The 14405-nt window shown below is 69.8% G+C and carries 12 protein-coding genes; 5 read left to right on the forward strand and 7 right to left on the reverse strand.

The genetic code is table 11. The features are described 5' to 3' along the window. Window positions 1-229: 229 nt before the first annotated feature. The 3 genes from OG410_RS11585 to OG410_RS11595 are packed head-to-tail and all read left to right on the forward strand — an operon-like array spanning window position 230 to window position 2801. Window positions 230-1114 (forward strand): ABC transporter substrate-binding protein, encoded by an 885-nt coding sequence (locus OG410_RS11585; RefSeq protein ID WP_329299043.1) that lies wholly within the window; start codon window positions 230-232, stop codon window positions 1112-1114. Next, window positions 1111-2037: an amino acid ABC transporter permease gene (locus OG410_RS11590; protein ID WP_329299044.1), complete on the forward strand. Its 927-nt coding sequence runs from the start codon at window positions 1111-1113 to the stop codon at window positions 2035-2037. Before OG410_RS11585 ends, OG410_RS11590 begins: the two co-directional genes overlap by 4 nt. Next, window positions 2034-2801 carry an amino acid ABC transporter ATP-binding protein gene (locus OG410_RS11595; protein ID WP_329299045.1) on the forward strand — a complete coding sequence of 256 codons (768 nt, stop codon included), beginning with the start codon at window positions 2034-2036 and terminating at the stop codon, window positions 2799-2801. The genes OG410_RS11590 and OG410_RS11595 overlap by 4 nt, the downstream gene beginning before the upstream one ends. A 121-nt stretch (window positions 2802-2922) precedes the next feature. Here the strand turns inward: OG410_RS11595 and aroQ are convergent, their stop codons facing one another. Then, window positions 2923-3396, reverse strand: a complete 474-nt coding sequence (gene aroQ / locus OG410_RS11600) for a type II 3-dehydroquinate dehydratase (RefSeq protein ID WP_329299046.1) — start codon at window positions 3394-3396, stop codon at window positions 2923-2925. Window positions 3397-3497: 101 nt separating this feature from the next. Here aroQ and OG410_RS11605 point away from each other — a divergent pair, with 101 nt between their 5' ends. Next, window positions 3498-4544, forward strand: a complete 1047-nt coding sequence (locus OG410_RS11605; protein WP_329299047.1) for a S66 family peptidase — start codon at window positions 3498-3500, stop codon at window positions 4542-4544. Window positions 4545-4605: 61 nt separating this feature from the next. Continuing rightward, window positions 4606-5907, forward strand: coding sequence for an MFS transporter (locus tag OG410_RS11610; protein ID WP_329299048.1), 1302 nt, complete (start codon window positions 4606-4608; stop codon window positions 5905-5907). Between the two features lie 7 nt (window positions 5908-5914). Here OG410_RS11610 and OG410_RS11615 read toward each other — a convergent pair whose 3' ends face one another. The 6 genes from OG410_RS11615 to OG410_RS11640 all read right to left on the reverse strand — a co-directional run bounded on the left by OG410_RS11615 (window position 5915) and on the right by OG410_RS11640 (window position 14341). Continuing rightward, window positions 5915-7015, reverse strand: coding sequence for a calcium:proton antiporter (locus OG410_RS11615; RefSeq protein ID WP_329299049.1), 1101 nt, complete (start codon window positions 7013-7015; stop codon window positions 5915-5917). Between the two features lie 155 nt (window positions 7016-7170). Continuing rightward, window positions 7171-8160, reverse strand: a complete 990-nt coding sequence (locus OG410_RS11620; protein WP_329299050.1) for a TerC/Alx family metal homeostasis membrane protein — start codon at window positions 8158-8160, stop codon at window positions 7171-7173. 332 nt (window positions 8161-8492) lie between these two features. Beyond that, window positions 8493-10514 (reverse strand): TerD family protein, encoded by a 2022-nt coding sequence (locus OG410_RS11625; RefSeq protein WP_329299051.1) that lies wholly within the window; start codon window positions 10512-10514, stop codon window positions 8493-8495. 43 nt (window positions 10515-10557) lie between these two features. Then, the gene (locus OG410_RS11630) at window positions 10558-11136 is read right to left on the reverse strand and encodes a TerD family protein (RefSeq protein WP_329299052.1); all 579 of its coding nucleotides are present in this window, start codon (window positions 11134-11136) and stop codon (window positions 10558-10560) included. A 160-nt stretch (window positions 11137-11296) separates the two neighbouring features. Then, on the reverse strand, window positions 11297-13429 hold the full coding sequence (gene uvrB, locus OG410_RS11635) for an excinuclease ABC subunit UvrB (RefSeq protein ID WP_329299053.1): 2133 nt from the start codon (window positions 13427-13429) through the stop codon (window positions 11297-11299). Between the two features lie 39 nt (window positions 13430-13468). Continuing rightward, a complete protein-coding gene (locus OG410_RS11640) occupies window positions 13469-14341 on the reverse strand; it encodes an MHYT domain-containing protein (RefSeq protein WP_329299054.1) in 873 nt (290 codons plus the stop codon). Between the last annotated feature and the right edge of the window lie 64 nt (window positions 14342-14405).

Genomic DNA, 14405 nt, shown 5'->3' on the forward strand with positions numbered 1-14405 from the left:
CCCCGCGTGAACGGAGCACCACACCGCGCGTGACCAGAGTGCCGCGTACGCCCGCGCGAAACGGACGACCGCGTCGGGTGCGTCGGGTGCGTCGGGTGCGTCGGGTGCGTCGGGTGCGTCGGACGGTTGTGACGCATGTGTTCACGGGACTGCAACACACGTTCCCACCATGCGGACAATTACCGCTGTGACCTGGACAAACGACCTGGTTCGCTGCCACTCTCCCGCCATGCATCGACCCCAACGCGCCCTGCGCCGTGCCGCGTCCGCCGGAACCGTCGCCCTGCTCGCCCTCGCCGTGGGCTGTGCCCCGCAGCCCGAGGACAAGGCATCCGGCAAGGCTTCCGGGAGCACCGCCGAGACCTGCGCCAAGGGCTCGTTGAGCACCCAGGCAGCGGGCAAGCTCACCATCGCGACCGACGAGCCCGCGTACGAGCCGTGGTTCAAGGACGACAAGCCCGCCAACGGCAAGGGCTTCGAGTCGGCCGTGGCGTACGCCGTGGCCAAGCAGCTCGGCTACGCCGACGGCGATGTCGTCTGGCAGAGCGTGCCGTTCAACAAGGCCTTCGCGCCCGGTGCGAAGAGCTTCGACTTCGACATCAACCAGGTGTCGATCAGCGCCGAGCGCAAGAAGGCCGTGGACTTCTCGTCCGGCTACTACGACGTGCGCCAGGCCGTGATCGCGCTGAAGAGCTCCAAGGCGGCCAAGGCGACGAGCCTCGCGGACCTCAAGGATCTGAAGCTGGGCGCGCAGGTCGGCACCACCAGCCTGAACTACATCGACGACGTGGTGAAGCCGGACCAGAAGGCGGCCGCCTACGCGAAGAACGACCAGGCCAAGTCAGCGCTGAAGAACGGCCAGGTCGACGCCATCGTCACCGACCTGCCGACCGCCTTCTACATCACGGCCGCCGAGGTGACCGACGCCAGGATCGTCGGACAGTTCGAGAACCAGGGCGGTACGCCCGAGCAGTTCGGACTCGTCCTCGACAAGGGCAGTGCCCTGACCTCCTGCGTGACGAAGGCCGTGGACGCCCTGCGCGCGGACGGCACGCTCGCGAGGATCGAGAAGCAGTGGCTGTCCGAGGCCGTCGACGCCCCGGTGCTCAAGTGACCGCGACGAAGGAGGAGTCGGGAGGGGACGCAGCCGACGGAGAGATGCCCGGCGGCGACACCACCGACGGGCACGAGGCGTACGTCCCCTCGCCGCGCAGGATCGAGCGCGAGCGCCACCGTCGCCGCCGGGCCCGCCGGTCGGCGGCGGTGGCCGCGCTGTCCACGCTCGTCACGGCCGTGGTGCTGTACCTCGTCGTCGTCGACGCGCCGGGCTGGCCGCGCACGAAGGAGACGTTCTTCGACGCGTCGTTCGCGCGTGAGGCGTTCCCGAAGGTCCTCGAAGGCCTGTGGCTGAACCTCCGGCTCTTCGTGGTGTGCGGCGTCGTGGTGCTGGTGCTCGGCACGCTGATAGCCGTGGCGCGGACGCTGCGGGGACCGATGTACTGGCCGGTGCGCGCCCTCGCCACCGCGTACACCGACTTCTTCCGCGGTCTGCCGCTGATCATCTGTCTGTCGATCGTCGTGTTCGGCGTCCCGGCACTCCGGTTGCAGGGCGTCACCAACGACCCCGTCCTGCTCGGCGGTGCGGGACTGGTGCTGACGTACTCGGCGTACGTCGCCGAGGTCGTCCGCGCCGGCATCGAGTCCGTGCACCCCTCGCAACGGGCCGCGGCACGTTCACTGGGCCTCACCACACGGCAGACCCTGCGCCATGTGGTGCTGCCACAGGCTGTCCGCCGCCAGGTCCCGCCGCTCCTCAACGACATGGTGTCCCTGCAGAAGGACACCAGCCTCGTCTCGATCGGCGGCGCGGTGGAGGCGATGCGCTCCGCGGACATCATCGTGGGCCGCAGCCTCAACTACACGGCGTACATCGTCGCGGCGCTGCTGTTCGTGGCCCTGACCATCCCCATGACGCGCTTCACCGACTGGGTCACCGCCCGTATGGACCGGCGCCGCAGCCAGGGAGGCATCGTATGAGCAAGACCCCCGTCCCCGACGGCCCGATGCTGCGGATGGAGTCCGTCCGCAAGACCTTCGGCGAGTCGGTCGTCCTGCGGGACGTCGACCTGGAGGTCGCCCCGCACACCGTGACCACGCTGATCGGCGCCTCAGGCTCCGGCAAGTCCACGCTGCTGCGCTGCGCCAACCTCCTGGAGGAGATCGACGACGGCGCGATCTGGCTGGACGGCGAGGAGATCACCGACCCGCGGGCCGACCAGGACGCGGTGCGCCGGCGGATCGGCGTCGTCTTCCAGGCGTACAACCTCTTCCCGCACATGACCGTCCTGGAGAACATCACGCTCGCCCCGCGCCGGGTGCACGGCGTGAGCCGCGCGGACGCCGAGGCACACGCGCGGGAACTGCTCGAACGGCTCGGACTCGGCGCCAAGGCGGCCGAATACCCGGACAGGCTGAGCGGTGGCCAGCAGCAACGGGCCGCGATCGTCCGCGCCTTGGCGGTGCGCCCCAAACTGCTCCTTCTGGACGAGATCACCGCCGCCCTGGACCCCGAACTCGTGGGCGAGGTGCTGAACGTCGTCCGTGACATGAAGGAGGACGGCATGACCATGGTCCTGGCCACCCACGAGATGGGCTTCGCCCGTGAGGTCTCGGACCAGGTCTGCTTCCTGGAGGGGGGCGTGATCCTGGAGCGCGGCACGCCCGAACAGGTCTTCGGGGACCCGCGGCAGGAGCGCACCCGGCGCTTCCTCAGGCGGATCGTGGAGGCGGGACGCCTGTGATCCCCTGGGCGCCCGTGCCCCCCGGGCGCCCGCGGCCGGGCGGACTCGAAGCCGGGGACGGTTTCCGGCGGGCGCGAAGTCGGACGTCCGCGACCTCGGCTGTCCGCCCGGCGAGCCGCGGTCAGGTGTCCGCGCGCCCCGTTCCCGCGAGCGTCGCCACCCGCTCCACCCCGAACGCGTACCCCTGCACGCCGCAGCCCGCGATGACCCCGTCGGCACGCAGCGAGACGTACGAGTGGTGCCGGAACTCCTCACGCTGATGGATGTTGGAGATGTGGACCTCCACCACCGGAAGTCCGTCACAGGTGTTGAGCGCGTCGAGGATGGCGACGGAGGTGTGCGAGTAGGCGGCCGGGTTGATGACGATCCCCGCGTGATTCCGGCGGGCCTCGTGGATCCAGTCCACCAGCTCGCCCTCGTGGTTGGACTGCCGGAAGTCCACCGTGCCACCGTGTGCGGCCGCCGCCTTGGCGCACAGCGCCTCGACGTCCGCCAGCGTGTCGGAACCGTAGATCTCCGGCTGCCGCTGCCCGAGGAGGTTCAGGTTGGGGCCGTTGAGAACCATGATCGGGGCGTTGGCGAGGGTGCGGGGCACGTTTCCTCCGGTCCTTCGGGTCTGCCGGCCCGTCAAGGACCGCTGCTCGGAACCGGTTTATCACGATGCACCGAAAGGGTGACGGCTCGTACGCTCTCGCCATGACGACGCCCGCGTACCCTCCCAAGCCCGTACCCGGCGACCGGATAGCCGTGATCTCGCCGTCCAGCGGCCTGCCCGGCCTCCTGCCGCTCCCTTACGAACTGGGCCTGGAGCGGCTGCGCAAGGAGTTCGGCCTGGAACCGGTCGAATACCCGTCGACTCGGAGGATGGGGTCGACTCCGCGGGAACGGGCCGACGACATCCACGCCGCGTTCGCCGATCCGACGGTCAAGGCGGTCATCGCGTCCATCGGCGGCGACGACCAGATCACCGTACTGCCGCTGCTGGACCGCGCGTTGATCCGGGCGCATCCGAAGCCGTTCTTCGGATCCAGCGACAACACGAACCTCCTCGTCCACCTGTGGAACGCCGGGATCGTCGGCTATCACGGCGCGACGGTCATGTGCGAGCTCGGCCGGCCGGGTGCCATGGACCCGCTGACCGCGGAGTCGCTGCGGGCCGCCCTGTTCACGTCCGGGCCCTACGAGCTGCGTCCCGCCGACCGTTTCCGCGAGGTGGACGTGCCGTGGGAGGCGCCGGAGAGCTTCCTCGCCGAGCCGCGGACCGAGCCGGGCACGGGCTGGACCTGGATCCGCCCGGACAGGGTGGTCGAGGGCCGCTCCTGGGGCGGCAACATCGAGATCCTCTCGTGGCTGCTGATGGCCGACCGCGAGATCGCCCGTGATCCTTCCGTGTACGAGGGTCACGTGCTCTTCCTGGAGACCTCGGAGGACATGCCCGGGGCCGACGACGTCTTCTGGATCCTGCGCGCGATGGGCGAGCGCGGCCTGCTGCGGCACTTTCCGGCCCTCCTGATGGGCCGCCCGAAGGCGTGGTCGTTCAAGCGGCCCCTCGACCCGGAGGACAGGGCCCGTTACGCCCGCGACCAGCGCGAAGCGGTCCTCCGGGCCGTCGGCGTATACGCCCCGGACATGATGGTCGTCCTCGATGTGGATCTCGGTCACACCGATCCGCAGGTCGTCATCCCCTACGGAGGGACCGTCCGGGTCGACGGCCCGGCCCGGCGCATCACCGTCACCTACTGACGCACGCCGCGCTCCCGCACGCCCCCCGTAACCATCGGTCACTGTGGGTAGTTGATCCGGCATGCACGACGTACGCACCGTAAGGGCGCCTTCCATGCTGCGGCTCGCCGCCGCGTCACTGACCGGCACGGCCATCGAGTTCTACGACTTCTTCGTCTACGGGACGGCGGCGGCGCTGGTTCTCGGACCGCTGTTCTTCCCGACGTTCTCGCCGCTCGCGGGCACCCTGGCGGCCTTCGGGACGTTCGGCGTCGGGTTCGTCGCCCGTCCGCTGGGCTCGGTGCTGTTCGGGCACATCGGGGACCGGCGCGGGCGGCGGCCCGTGCTGCTGGCCTCACTGCTGCTGACCGGCGCGGCGACCGTCGCCGTCGGCTGTGTTCCGACGTACGACAGTATCGGTGCCGCGGCTCCCGTACTGCTGCTGGTGCTGCGTTTTCTCCAGGGGCTCGGACTCGGCGGCGAGTGGGGCGGGGCGGTGCTGCTGACGGCCGAGCACGCGCCCGCCGGGCGGCGCGGGCTGTGGTCGAGCTTCCCGCAGATCGGTCCGTCCCTCGGGTTCGTGCTGGCCAACGGCGTGATGCTGGCGCTGTCGTCGACGCTGTCCGACGCGCAGTTCGCGCAGTGGGGCTGGCGGGTGCCGTTCTGGGCTGCGGGGGTGCTCGCGGCTGCGGGACTGTGGCTGCGCCGTTCGCTCGAGGAGAGCCCGCGGTTCCTCGAAATGGGTGACCACGCGCGCGTGCCGCTCGCCGAGGTGGCGCGCGACCACTGGCGGCTCGTCCTGCTGACGGCCGGTGGACTCGCGGTCGGATACGCCGTCTTCTACGCGGTGACGACCTGGGCGCTCGCCTACGGTGTCGACCGGCTCGGCGTGAGCCGCACGGTCATGCTGGTCTGCATCATGGCCGCGGTGGTGGTGAAGGGGGCTCTGACGCCCCTCGTGGCCCTGCTGGGAGATCGCTACGGCCGACGGCCGCTGTGCATGGCGGGCTGCGCGGGCGCCGCGCTGTGGATGTTCCCGATGATCGGACTGCTGTCGACCGGCGAACCCCTGCTGATGTTCCTCGGCTTCCTGGTGGCGCTGATCGCCTTCGTCACCATGTTCGCGGTGATCGCCGCCTATCTGCCGGAGTTGTACGAGCCGCGGGTGCGCTGCACGGGCGCGGCTCTCGGGTACAACCTGGGCGGGGTCCTCGGAGGCGCGCTCACCCCGGTCGTGGCGACGGCGGTGGCGAGCGGGGAGCGCGTGCCGTGGGGCGTGGCCGCCTATCTGACGGGGATCGCGCTGCTGAGCCTCGGGTGCTTCGCGCTGCTGCCGGAGACCCGGCCCGTGCCCAGGCTGACGGCCGTACCGGTCACGGAGTGACTGCCGGTCACGGGTTGACGGCCAGTTCCAGATAGGCGGCGAACACGACCAGGTGGACGCCCCCCTGAAGCGGGGTGGCCCGCCCGGGAACGACCGTCAGGGAGCTCACCACCACGGTCAGCGCGAGCAGCACCATCTCGGTGGCGCCGAGTCCGAGAACGAGTGGTCCGGAGAGCCAGAGCGAGGCCAGGGCGACGGCGGGGATGGTCAGTCCGATGCTGGCCATCGCCGAGCCGAGGGCGAGGTTCAGGCTGGTCTGCACCCGGTCCCTGCGGGCGGAGCGCAGCGCGGCGATGGTCTCGGGGAGCAGCACGAGCAGCGCGATGATCACACCGACCACGGCGGCCGGCATGCCCGCCGCCTCGACCCCGGACTCGATGGTGGGCGACACACCCTTGGCGAGGCCGACCACGCCGACCAGGGCCAGGCCGAGGAGTCCCAGGCTGAACCGCGCCTGGCGGGCGGACGGCGCGTCGGCGTGCTCGTCCACGTCGATGACCTCGCCCTGCTGGGTGATCGGTAGGAAGTAGTCACGGTGCCGGACGGTCTGGGTCGCCACGAACAGGCCGTACAGCACCAGGGAGGCGACCGCGGCGAAGGTGAGTTGCGCGGCGGAGAACTCCGGGCCCGGCTTGCTCGTGGTGAAGGTCGGGAAGACGAGGCTGAGTGTGGCGAGTGTCGCGACGGTCGCCAGGGCGGCTCCGGTTCCTTCGGCGTTGAAGACGGCGAGCCCGTGGCGCAGTGACGCGACGAGCAGACACACGCCGACGATCCCGTTGCAGGTGATCATCACGGCCGCGAACACCGTGTCGCGGGCCAGTGTCGAACTCTTGGCGCCGCCGTCCGCCATCAGGGTGACGATGAGGGCGACTTCGATGACCGTGACCGCGACGGCGAGGACGAGGGATCCGAAGGGTTCCCCCACCCGGTGGGCGACCACCTCGGCGTGGTGCACCGCGGCGAGCACGGAACCCGCGAGGACCAGTGTCACCAGTGCGACGACCGCGCCCGGCAGGTCCCGCCCCCAGGTGAGAGCCAGCAGCACCACCGCGATCACGGGGACCACGGCGGTCCACCGTGTCACGAGTGACCTGAGCCGAACGATCATGCCGCGATCGTCGCAGTCGGCGGCGTGCCCCGCACTCCGGCGGTGCGGGGCACGGTCCGCAATCGCGGTGGTCGAGTCCGGAGGGCACCGGGAGCGGTGGCGGGCAATGCCCCGCGCGCCGTTCCCGGAGGTGGCCGTCGCCGCGTTCGACGCGGTCAGGCGTCGATGCTCTCCTTCGGAGCGCTCTTCGACTGCTCGCGTGCCGCCTGCTTCCTGGTGGCGGTCAGGCTGGTGATCGTGGTGACCACGAGGACCGCGCAGATCACGCCGAGCGAGACCGGAATGGATATCTCGGGAACGTGGACGCCGGACTCGTGCAGTGCGTGCAGGACGAGCTTGACGCCGATGAATCCGAGGATGACCGACAGTCCGTAGCTGAGGTGGACCAGCTTCTTGAGCAGGCCGCCGATGAGGAAGTACAGCTGTCGCAGACCCATCAGCGCGAAGGCGTTGGCCGTGAAGACGATGTAGGGGTCCTGGGTGAGGCCGAAGATCGCGGGGATCGAGTCGAGGGCGAAGAGCACGTCGGTGGTGCCGATCGCCAGCATCACGACCAGCATCGGCGTCATGACGCGCTTGCCGTTCCGGCGGATCCACAGCTTGGTGCCGTGATAGCGGTCGGCCACGCCGAACCGCCTCTCGGCGGCCTTGAGCAGCCTGTTCTCCTCGAACTCCTCCTCGTCCTCGTCGGCCCTTGCCTCCTGGATCAGCTTCCAGGCGGTGTAGATGAGGAACGCGCCGAAGATGTAGAAGACCCAGGCGAAGTTCGCGATGATCGCGGCGCCGGCGGCGATGAATATCGTGCGCAGGACAAGGGCGATCAGGACGCCCACGAGGAGTACGCGCTGCTGGTACTTCGAGGGCACCGCGAACTTAGCCATGATCAGGACGAAGACGAAGAGGTTGTCGACACTCAGCGACTTCTCGGTGATGAAGCCGGCGAAGAACTCCCCGGCCGGCTGTCCGCCGGCGAAGAGGAGCAGTCCGAGTCCGAACAGCCCGGCGAGGGCGATCCAGACGACGGTCCAGATTCCGGCTTCCTTGATCGATACGTCGTGCGGCTTGCGGCCGATGAAGAAGTCGACCGCGATCAGTGCGGCCAGCCCCACGATGGTCAGGACCCACAGGGTCAGGGAAACATCCACTGCGCCTCCGGCAGTTCGTAACGGCAGATTTCAGCGTCGTTGCGCTACCGGAGGTCTCTTCCGCCCGCGACTGCCGGGGCGCTGGGTGCGCCCGGGAGCCTGCGGGCCGACGCCCCGGGATCCGACTCGATCCGTATTGACGGGTACGTCGCAGCAGGTAGGGAGTACTCCCCTCCGTATGGAAAAAGAGTACCCGAATCACCAAGGAAAGGTAAAGGGATTGGTAAAAGAAAGACCAAGTCCCGTGCTCAGAGCACTTTACGATTGCTTGGTGAAGCCGTTCGGCCTTGCGGTCCGAAGGTTCACCGGGGTCCGGAGGCGCCCGGATCAGGTCAGCGGTTCCAGGACCGGCGGGCGGCCGCCACCGCCGCCAGGACCCGCTGGAGCACCTGGCTGTTCGCGGGGACGAGCGAGGGCTCGTACGTCCACGCGTGCCCGACCCACGGATCGGCGAGATGATCGTCGGGCACCGGTGTGACCCGCAGCAGCGACCGCCACAGAGGGTCGAGCAGGGGCCCGTACGCCGCCGCGTCCTCCCGGTCGGCCACCATCATCAGATGGACGCCGACGGCCGGCCCCTCGTCCGCGAGATAACGGAGCTGGGTGACGGCACGGTCGTCGAAACCGTGCGGAAAATCGTTGACGATCAGTAGTTGCTCGGCGGTGTCGAGATCCGGCGGCAACGAGTCGGCCGCTCCCCCGCGCAACGCCATCTGCACCAGGTCGACGCGCTGGGTGAGACGTCGCAGTACGTCGGCCACGCCCGTGGCACCCGCGGCCGGAGGGCTTCCGAGCACCCCGGACTGCGTCAGGGGCGCGAGGGACGAGGCACCGGCGCCGGCCGGGTCGATGACGTGCACGGTGAACTCGCCCGGGGGATACACGGCGAGCAGCCGGGCCGCGTGCGCCACGGCGGTGTCCACGGCGAGGCGGCGCACCTGGTCGGAGTCGGCGAGCGCGCCCTCCAGGGAGGTGCGACCGCTGTCGATCCACAGGCCCCTCTCCAGCGGCAGACGCACCAGCATGGGGATGCTCAGGTTCTCGGTCTCGGGCAGGCGGAGATCTCCGAGCCGCAGGGCCATGGGTACTTCCATGGGGGCACGGTAGGCGTGCCAGACCGGATTGTCCCAGCTCGCGTACGCCGTCGGCAGCGCGGGCTCCACGACCTCGGCCTCGGCGGTGAGCTGGGCGAGGTCCCGGTCGAGGGCGACTCGGGCCTGGTCGACCAGCAGGGCGTGTTTGGCGCGGGCGGCTTCGCGAGCGGCGTCGCCCTGCCCTCCGATCCGGCTGCGCGGGTCGGAGAGGACCTGGTCGAGCTCCTTCTCCATGCGGGAGTCGGCGAAGTCGACGGCGCTGCGGTACGCGGCGACGGTCCGGGCCAGGTCCTCGAACATCCCCCATACCTGGTTGTACAGCCGCTCCTCCATGGACCAGCCGGTCGCGTCTCCCGCGACGGGCTGCGCGGGCTGTCCGGGCTGGGCCGGCGGCGCGGTCGGCGGGGGCGGCGGCGGAGCGGCGGTCTGCCGTCCGGGGTGGCTGTAGTCGACCGGGCCACCGGCGCTGGGCGACGGCGGCTGGGCGACCGAGGAAGGGTCGGACTGCGCGGGGCTCCCCGGACGACCGGTCTGCGGAGCCGCGGCTCCCTGCGGGCCGGTCGTGTACGGGGTCTGCTGCGGTGGCACGGTTCCTGAGGTGCCCTGGGGTCCGGGTCCGGCGTAGGGCTGGTCCGGTCCCGAGGCGGCGGCCTGCCGTGACCGGTCCGCGTCCGGGGTGCGGGGCGGGGGTGCCGCCACCGACCGCGCCAGGCCCTGGGCCACGGCTTCGTTGATGCCGACCGCGAGCTGCCGGGCCTCCGGAAGCCCCTGGTCGGCGAGGAGTTCGGCGAGACCGCCCGCGTAGCCCTGGCCGACCGCGCGCACCTTCCAGGCGCCCTGCCGGCGGTAGAGCTCCAGGGCCACGACGGCGGACTCGGCGTCCAGTCCGGTGAGGGTGTAGCTGGCGACCTCGAGACCGTCGAGGCCGGTGACCGCGACGAAGGGGGCGGCGACGGCGCCGAACCGGACAGGTCCGCCGACACCGGTGGGCAGCGCGAGCAGCACGCTGACCCGGTGCACGGCCTGCGGCAGGGCGTCAAGGTCGAAGGCCAGCCGGTGATCGGCCGCCGCCTGCTTGGAGACCTCGAGCCCGGGAAGCGTGGGCGCGCCCGGATGGGCCACCCACTCGACGCCCCGGACCCTGCCCTGCTCGTCGCTGAGCGTGGCCCCGGCCACGATCGGCTTCCCGGCCGAGATACGGACCTCGAGACGGACCTGGGAGAGCGGGTGGTTCTGCCCCCTGACCAGCTCGGCCGTCATCGTCTTGTCCCCCTATGTCGCTGTGTACGTGTTCGCCGGCCGCTCAGAGGTGCGGCAGGATGGCGGGCATCAGGTCCTGGAACGTGCGGCCGTTGGCCGGCGTGCCGAGGGCCGTCATCTGCCAGCCGGTTCCGGACCGGTGCACCTTGGCCATGATCTGGGCGGTGTACTGGCCGCCGCCGGCCAGCGTGTAGCGGGCGAGTTCCTGGCCGTTGGTCTCGTCGACCAGACGGCAGAACGCGTTCTGCACTTCCTGGAAGGTCTGGCCCGTGAAGGAGTTCACGGTGAAGATGATCTGGTCGATGTGGACCGGGACGCGCTGCAGGTCGACGAGGACGGCCTCGTCGTCGCCGCCCTGGCCCACGCCACCGACGAGGTTGTCACCGGTGTGCCGCACCGAGCCGTCGTCGCTGACGAGGTGGCGGAAGAACACCACGTCGACGGGCTGCTTGTCCGCGAAGAGCACGGCGGACGCGTCGAGGTCGATCTCCCGGGTGCGCGAGCCGAACAGGCCGCGCCGGGGGGCCGCCTGCCAGCCGAGTCCCATTCGGACTGCGGTCAGCGTGCCCCCGTCGTTCTTCTGCAGATTGATGGCCTGACCCTTGGTCATGTTGACCGTCACGCGCTGTTCCCCTCTCGAACTGTCCCCTGTTGCCGCGGAGTCCGCGGATGAACAGAACCCTACGCAGCGGCACTGACAGCGCCGAACCCTGGGGCGGACTTTGTGTCGGTCTTGCAACACACCGCGCGTCTTTCGGGGTCCGACGCAGGCTGCGGGGCCGTCAGGCGATTCCCGCCTCCTTCATCTGCCGCAACTCCTTTTTCATCTCGGACACCTCGTCACGCAGACGGGCCGCGATCTCGAACTGGAGGTCCGCCGCCGCGGCGCGCATCCGTTCCGTCAGGTCCTCGATCTGCTGGGCGAGCTCGGCCGCAGGGCGGTCGGTCGGCACGGCGTCCTTGGCTTTGGCGGACTTGGCGGCGCGGGTCGCCTTGGCGCCCAGTGCGGGCACCGGGGCCTTGGCACCCTTGCCGTCCTTCGTCTTGCGGTAGCCGGAGCCGAGCAGTTGCTCGGTGTCGACGTCCTCGCGGGCGATCTGCGCGACGATGTCGTTGATCTTCTTTCGGAGAGGCTGCGGATCGATGCCCCGCTCCGTGTTGTAGGCGATCTGCTTCTCCCGGCGGCGATTGGTCTCCTCGATGGCCTTCTCCATCGCCGGGGTGATCCTGTCCGCGTACATGTGGACCTGGCCGGAGACATTGCGCGCCGCGCGGCCGATGGTCTGGATCAGGGAGGTCCCCGAGCGCAGGAAGCCCTCCTTGTCGGCGTCGAGGATCGCCACCAGGGAGACCTCGGGAAGGTCGAGGCCCTCGCGCAGCAGGTTGATGCCGACCAGGACGTCGAACTCGCCGGCACGCAGTTCGCGCAGCAGCTCGACGCGACGCAGGGTGTCGACGTCGCTGTGCAGATAGCGCACCTGGATGCCCAGTTCCAGGAAGTAGTCCGTGAGATCCTCGGCCATCTTCTTGGTGAGCGTGGTGACCAGGACGCGCTCGTCCTTCTCGGTGCGCTGCCGGATCTCGTGCACCAGGTCGTCGATCTGGCCCTCGGTGGACTTGACGACCACCTGGGGGTCGATCAGGCCGGTGGGACGGATGATCTGCTCGACGTGGCCGTCCGAGCGGGAGAGCTCGTAGTTGCCCGGGGTCGCGGAGAGGTAGACGGTCTGGCCGATGCGCTGCTGGAACTCCTCCCACTTCAGGGGGCGGTTGTCCAGGGCGGAGGGCAGCCGGAAGCCGTGGTCGACGAGGGTGCGCTTGCGGGAGGCGTCGCCCTCGTACATCGCGCCGATCTGCGGCACGGTGACGTGCGACTCGTCGATGACGAGCAGGAAGTCGTCCGGGAAGTAGTCGATCAGTGTGTTCGGCGGGGAGCCGGGTTCACGGCCGTCGAAATGCATCGAGTAGTTCTCGACCCCGGAGCAGGAGCCGATCTGGCGGAGCATCTCGATGTCGTACGTCGTCCGCATGCGCAGGCGCTGGGCCTCCAGGAGCTTGCTCTGCTTCTCCAGTTCGGCGAGGCGCTCCCCCAGCTCCTTCTCGATGTCGTTGACGGCGCGTTCCATGCGCTCGGGACCGGCGACGTAGTGGGACGCGGGGAAGACGTAGATCTGGTTGTCGTCGCTGATGACCTCGCCGGTGAGCGGGTGCAGCGTGGACAGGGCCTCGATCTCGTCGCCGAACATCTCGATGCGGACCGCGAGCTCCTCGTAGACCGGGAAGATCTCGATGGTGTCGCCGCGGACCCGGAAGGTGCCGCGGGCGAAGGCGACGTCGTTGCGGGTGTACTGGATGTCGACGAAGCGGCGCAGCAGGGCGTCTCGGTCGATCTCGTCGCCGACCTTGAGGTTGACCATCCGGTCCACGTACTCCTGCGGAGTACCGAGACCGTAGATGCAGGACACCGACGCGACCACGACGACATCGCGGCGGGTCAGCAGCGAGTTGGTCGCGGAGTGGCGCAGGCGCTCCACCTCCTCGTTGATCGAGGAGTCCTTCTCGATGTAGGTGTCCGACTGCGGGACGTAGGCCTCGGGCTGGTAGTAGTCGTAGTACGACACGAAGTATTCGACCGCGTTGTTCGGCAGCAGCTCACGGAACTCGTTGGCCAGCTGGGCGGCCAGCGTCTTGTTCGGCGCCATGACGAGCGTGGGGCGCTGGAGCTTCTCGATCATCCACGCGGTGGTGGCAGACTTGCCGGTGCCGGTCGCGCCCAGCAGGACGACATCCTTCTCACCTGCGCGGATGCGCTTCTCCAGGTCGGCGATGGCCGTGGGCTGGTCACCGCTCGGCTGAAAGTGGCTGATGACCTCGAAGGGCGCCACCGAACGTTCGATCTTGGATACTGGCCGCATGGATCCACCGTACGACCCCGCACTGACAACCGGGCCGGATCACCTGCTCTGCGGGGTCCTCGAGCGGCGGTAGGCGCGTTCCCGCACGGGGCGGACGGCCGGACGGCGGCCGGTGTGCACGGGGCCGGGGTGGGCCGGGACGCCCGGACGCCGGATCTCCGCCGGGCGCCGGTCGGGCTTGCCCACGATCATCTGCGGATCGAACATCACGACGACGCCCGCCAGACAGAGAAGGGCCAGAGGGCCGATCATCATGGGCGCGAGCAGCGAGGCCGCCGAGTCCCCGGCGGGGGTGCCGTCGGCGGGGCCGTGCAGATGCACGCTGAGCGCCGCCATACCCGTGTAGTGCATGCCGCTGACGGCCAGCCCCATGACGAGGCTCGCACCCACGCTCCAGAGGAATCCACGCACTTGCCCGGCGGCCCAGAGGGCGGCGATGGCGGCCACGACGGCGATGACGACCGAGGCGGAGACGGTGAGGGTGTTGTAGGCGAGCTTCCCGTTGAGCCGCATCCCGGCCATGCCCAGGTAGTGCATCGAGGCGATGCCCAGGCCGGTGACGGTCCCTCCGGTGAAGAGCGCGGTCCCGGTCGAACCCTGGTAGCCGACGATGAAGATCCCGGCGCCGACCATCAGGACCGCGACGCCCAGGCTCGCGAACGTCGTCGGCCGGTCGTAGTGGACGGGGCTCTCCTCGACCGTGAAACCCATCATCGCGATGAAGTGCATCGTCCAGATGCCGGAGGCGATCGCGACCGAGCCGAGCGCGAGCCAGCCGGCCCGCCAGGAGCCGCCGACGAGCACGGATCTGGCGGTGCAGCGCAGGCCCAGCGCCCCGCCCAGGCAGGCCATGAAATACGCCACCAGCGGTGTGACGAGTCCGTAGGTGAAGCCGTCGACCGTGCCTTGCATGCGCGGCTGCCTTTCCCGCCCTGTTACTCCTGGAACCGTCCGAAACACCCCCGCGGCCCCGACC

Origin of the sequence: Streptomyces sp. NBC_00659 (genome assembly GCF_036226925.1) — a bacterium.
Taxonomy (GTDB): Bacteria; Actinomycetota; Actinomycetes; order Streptomycetales; family Streptomycetaceae; genus Streptomyces.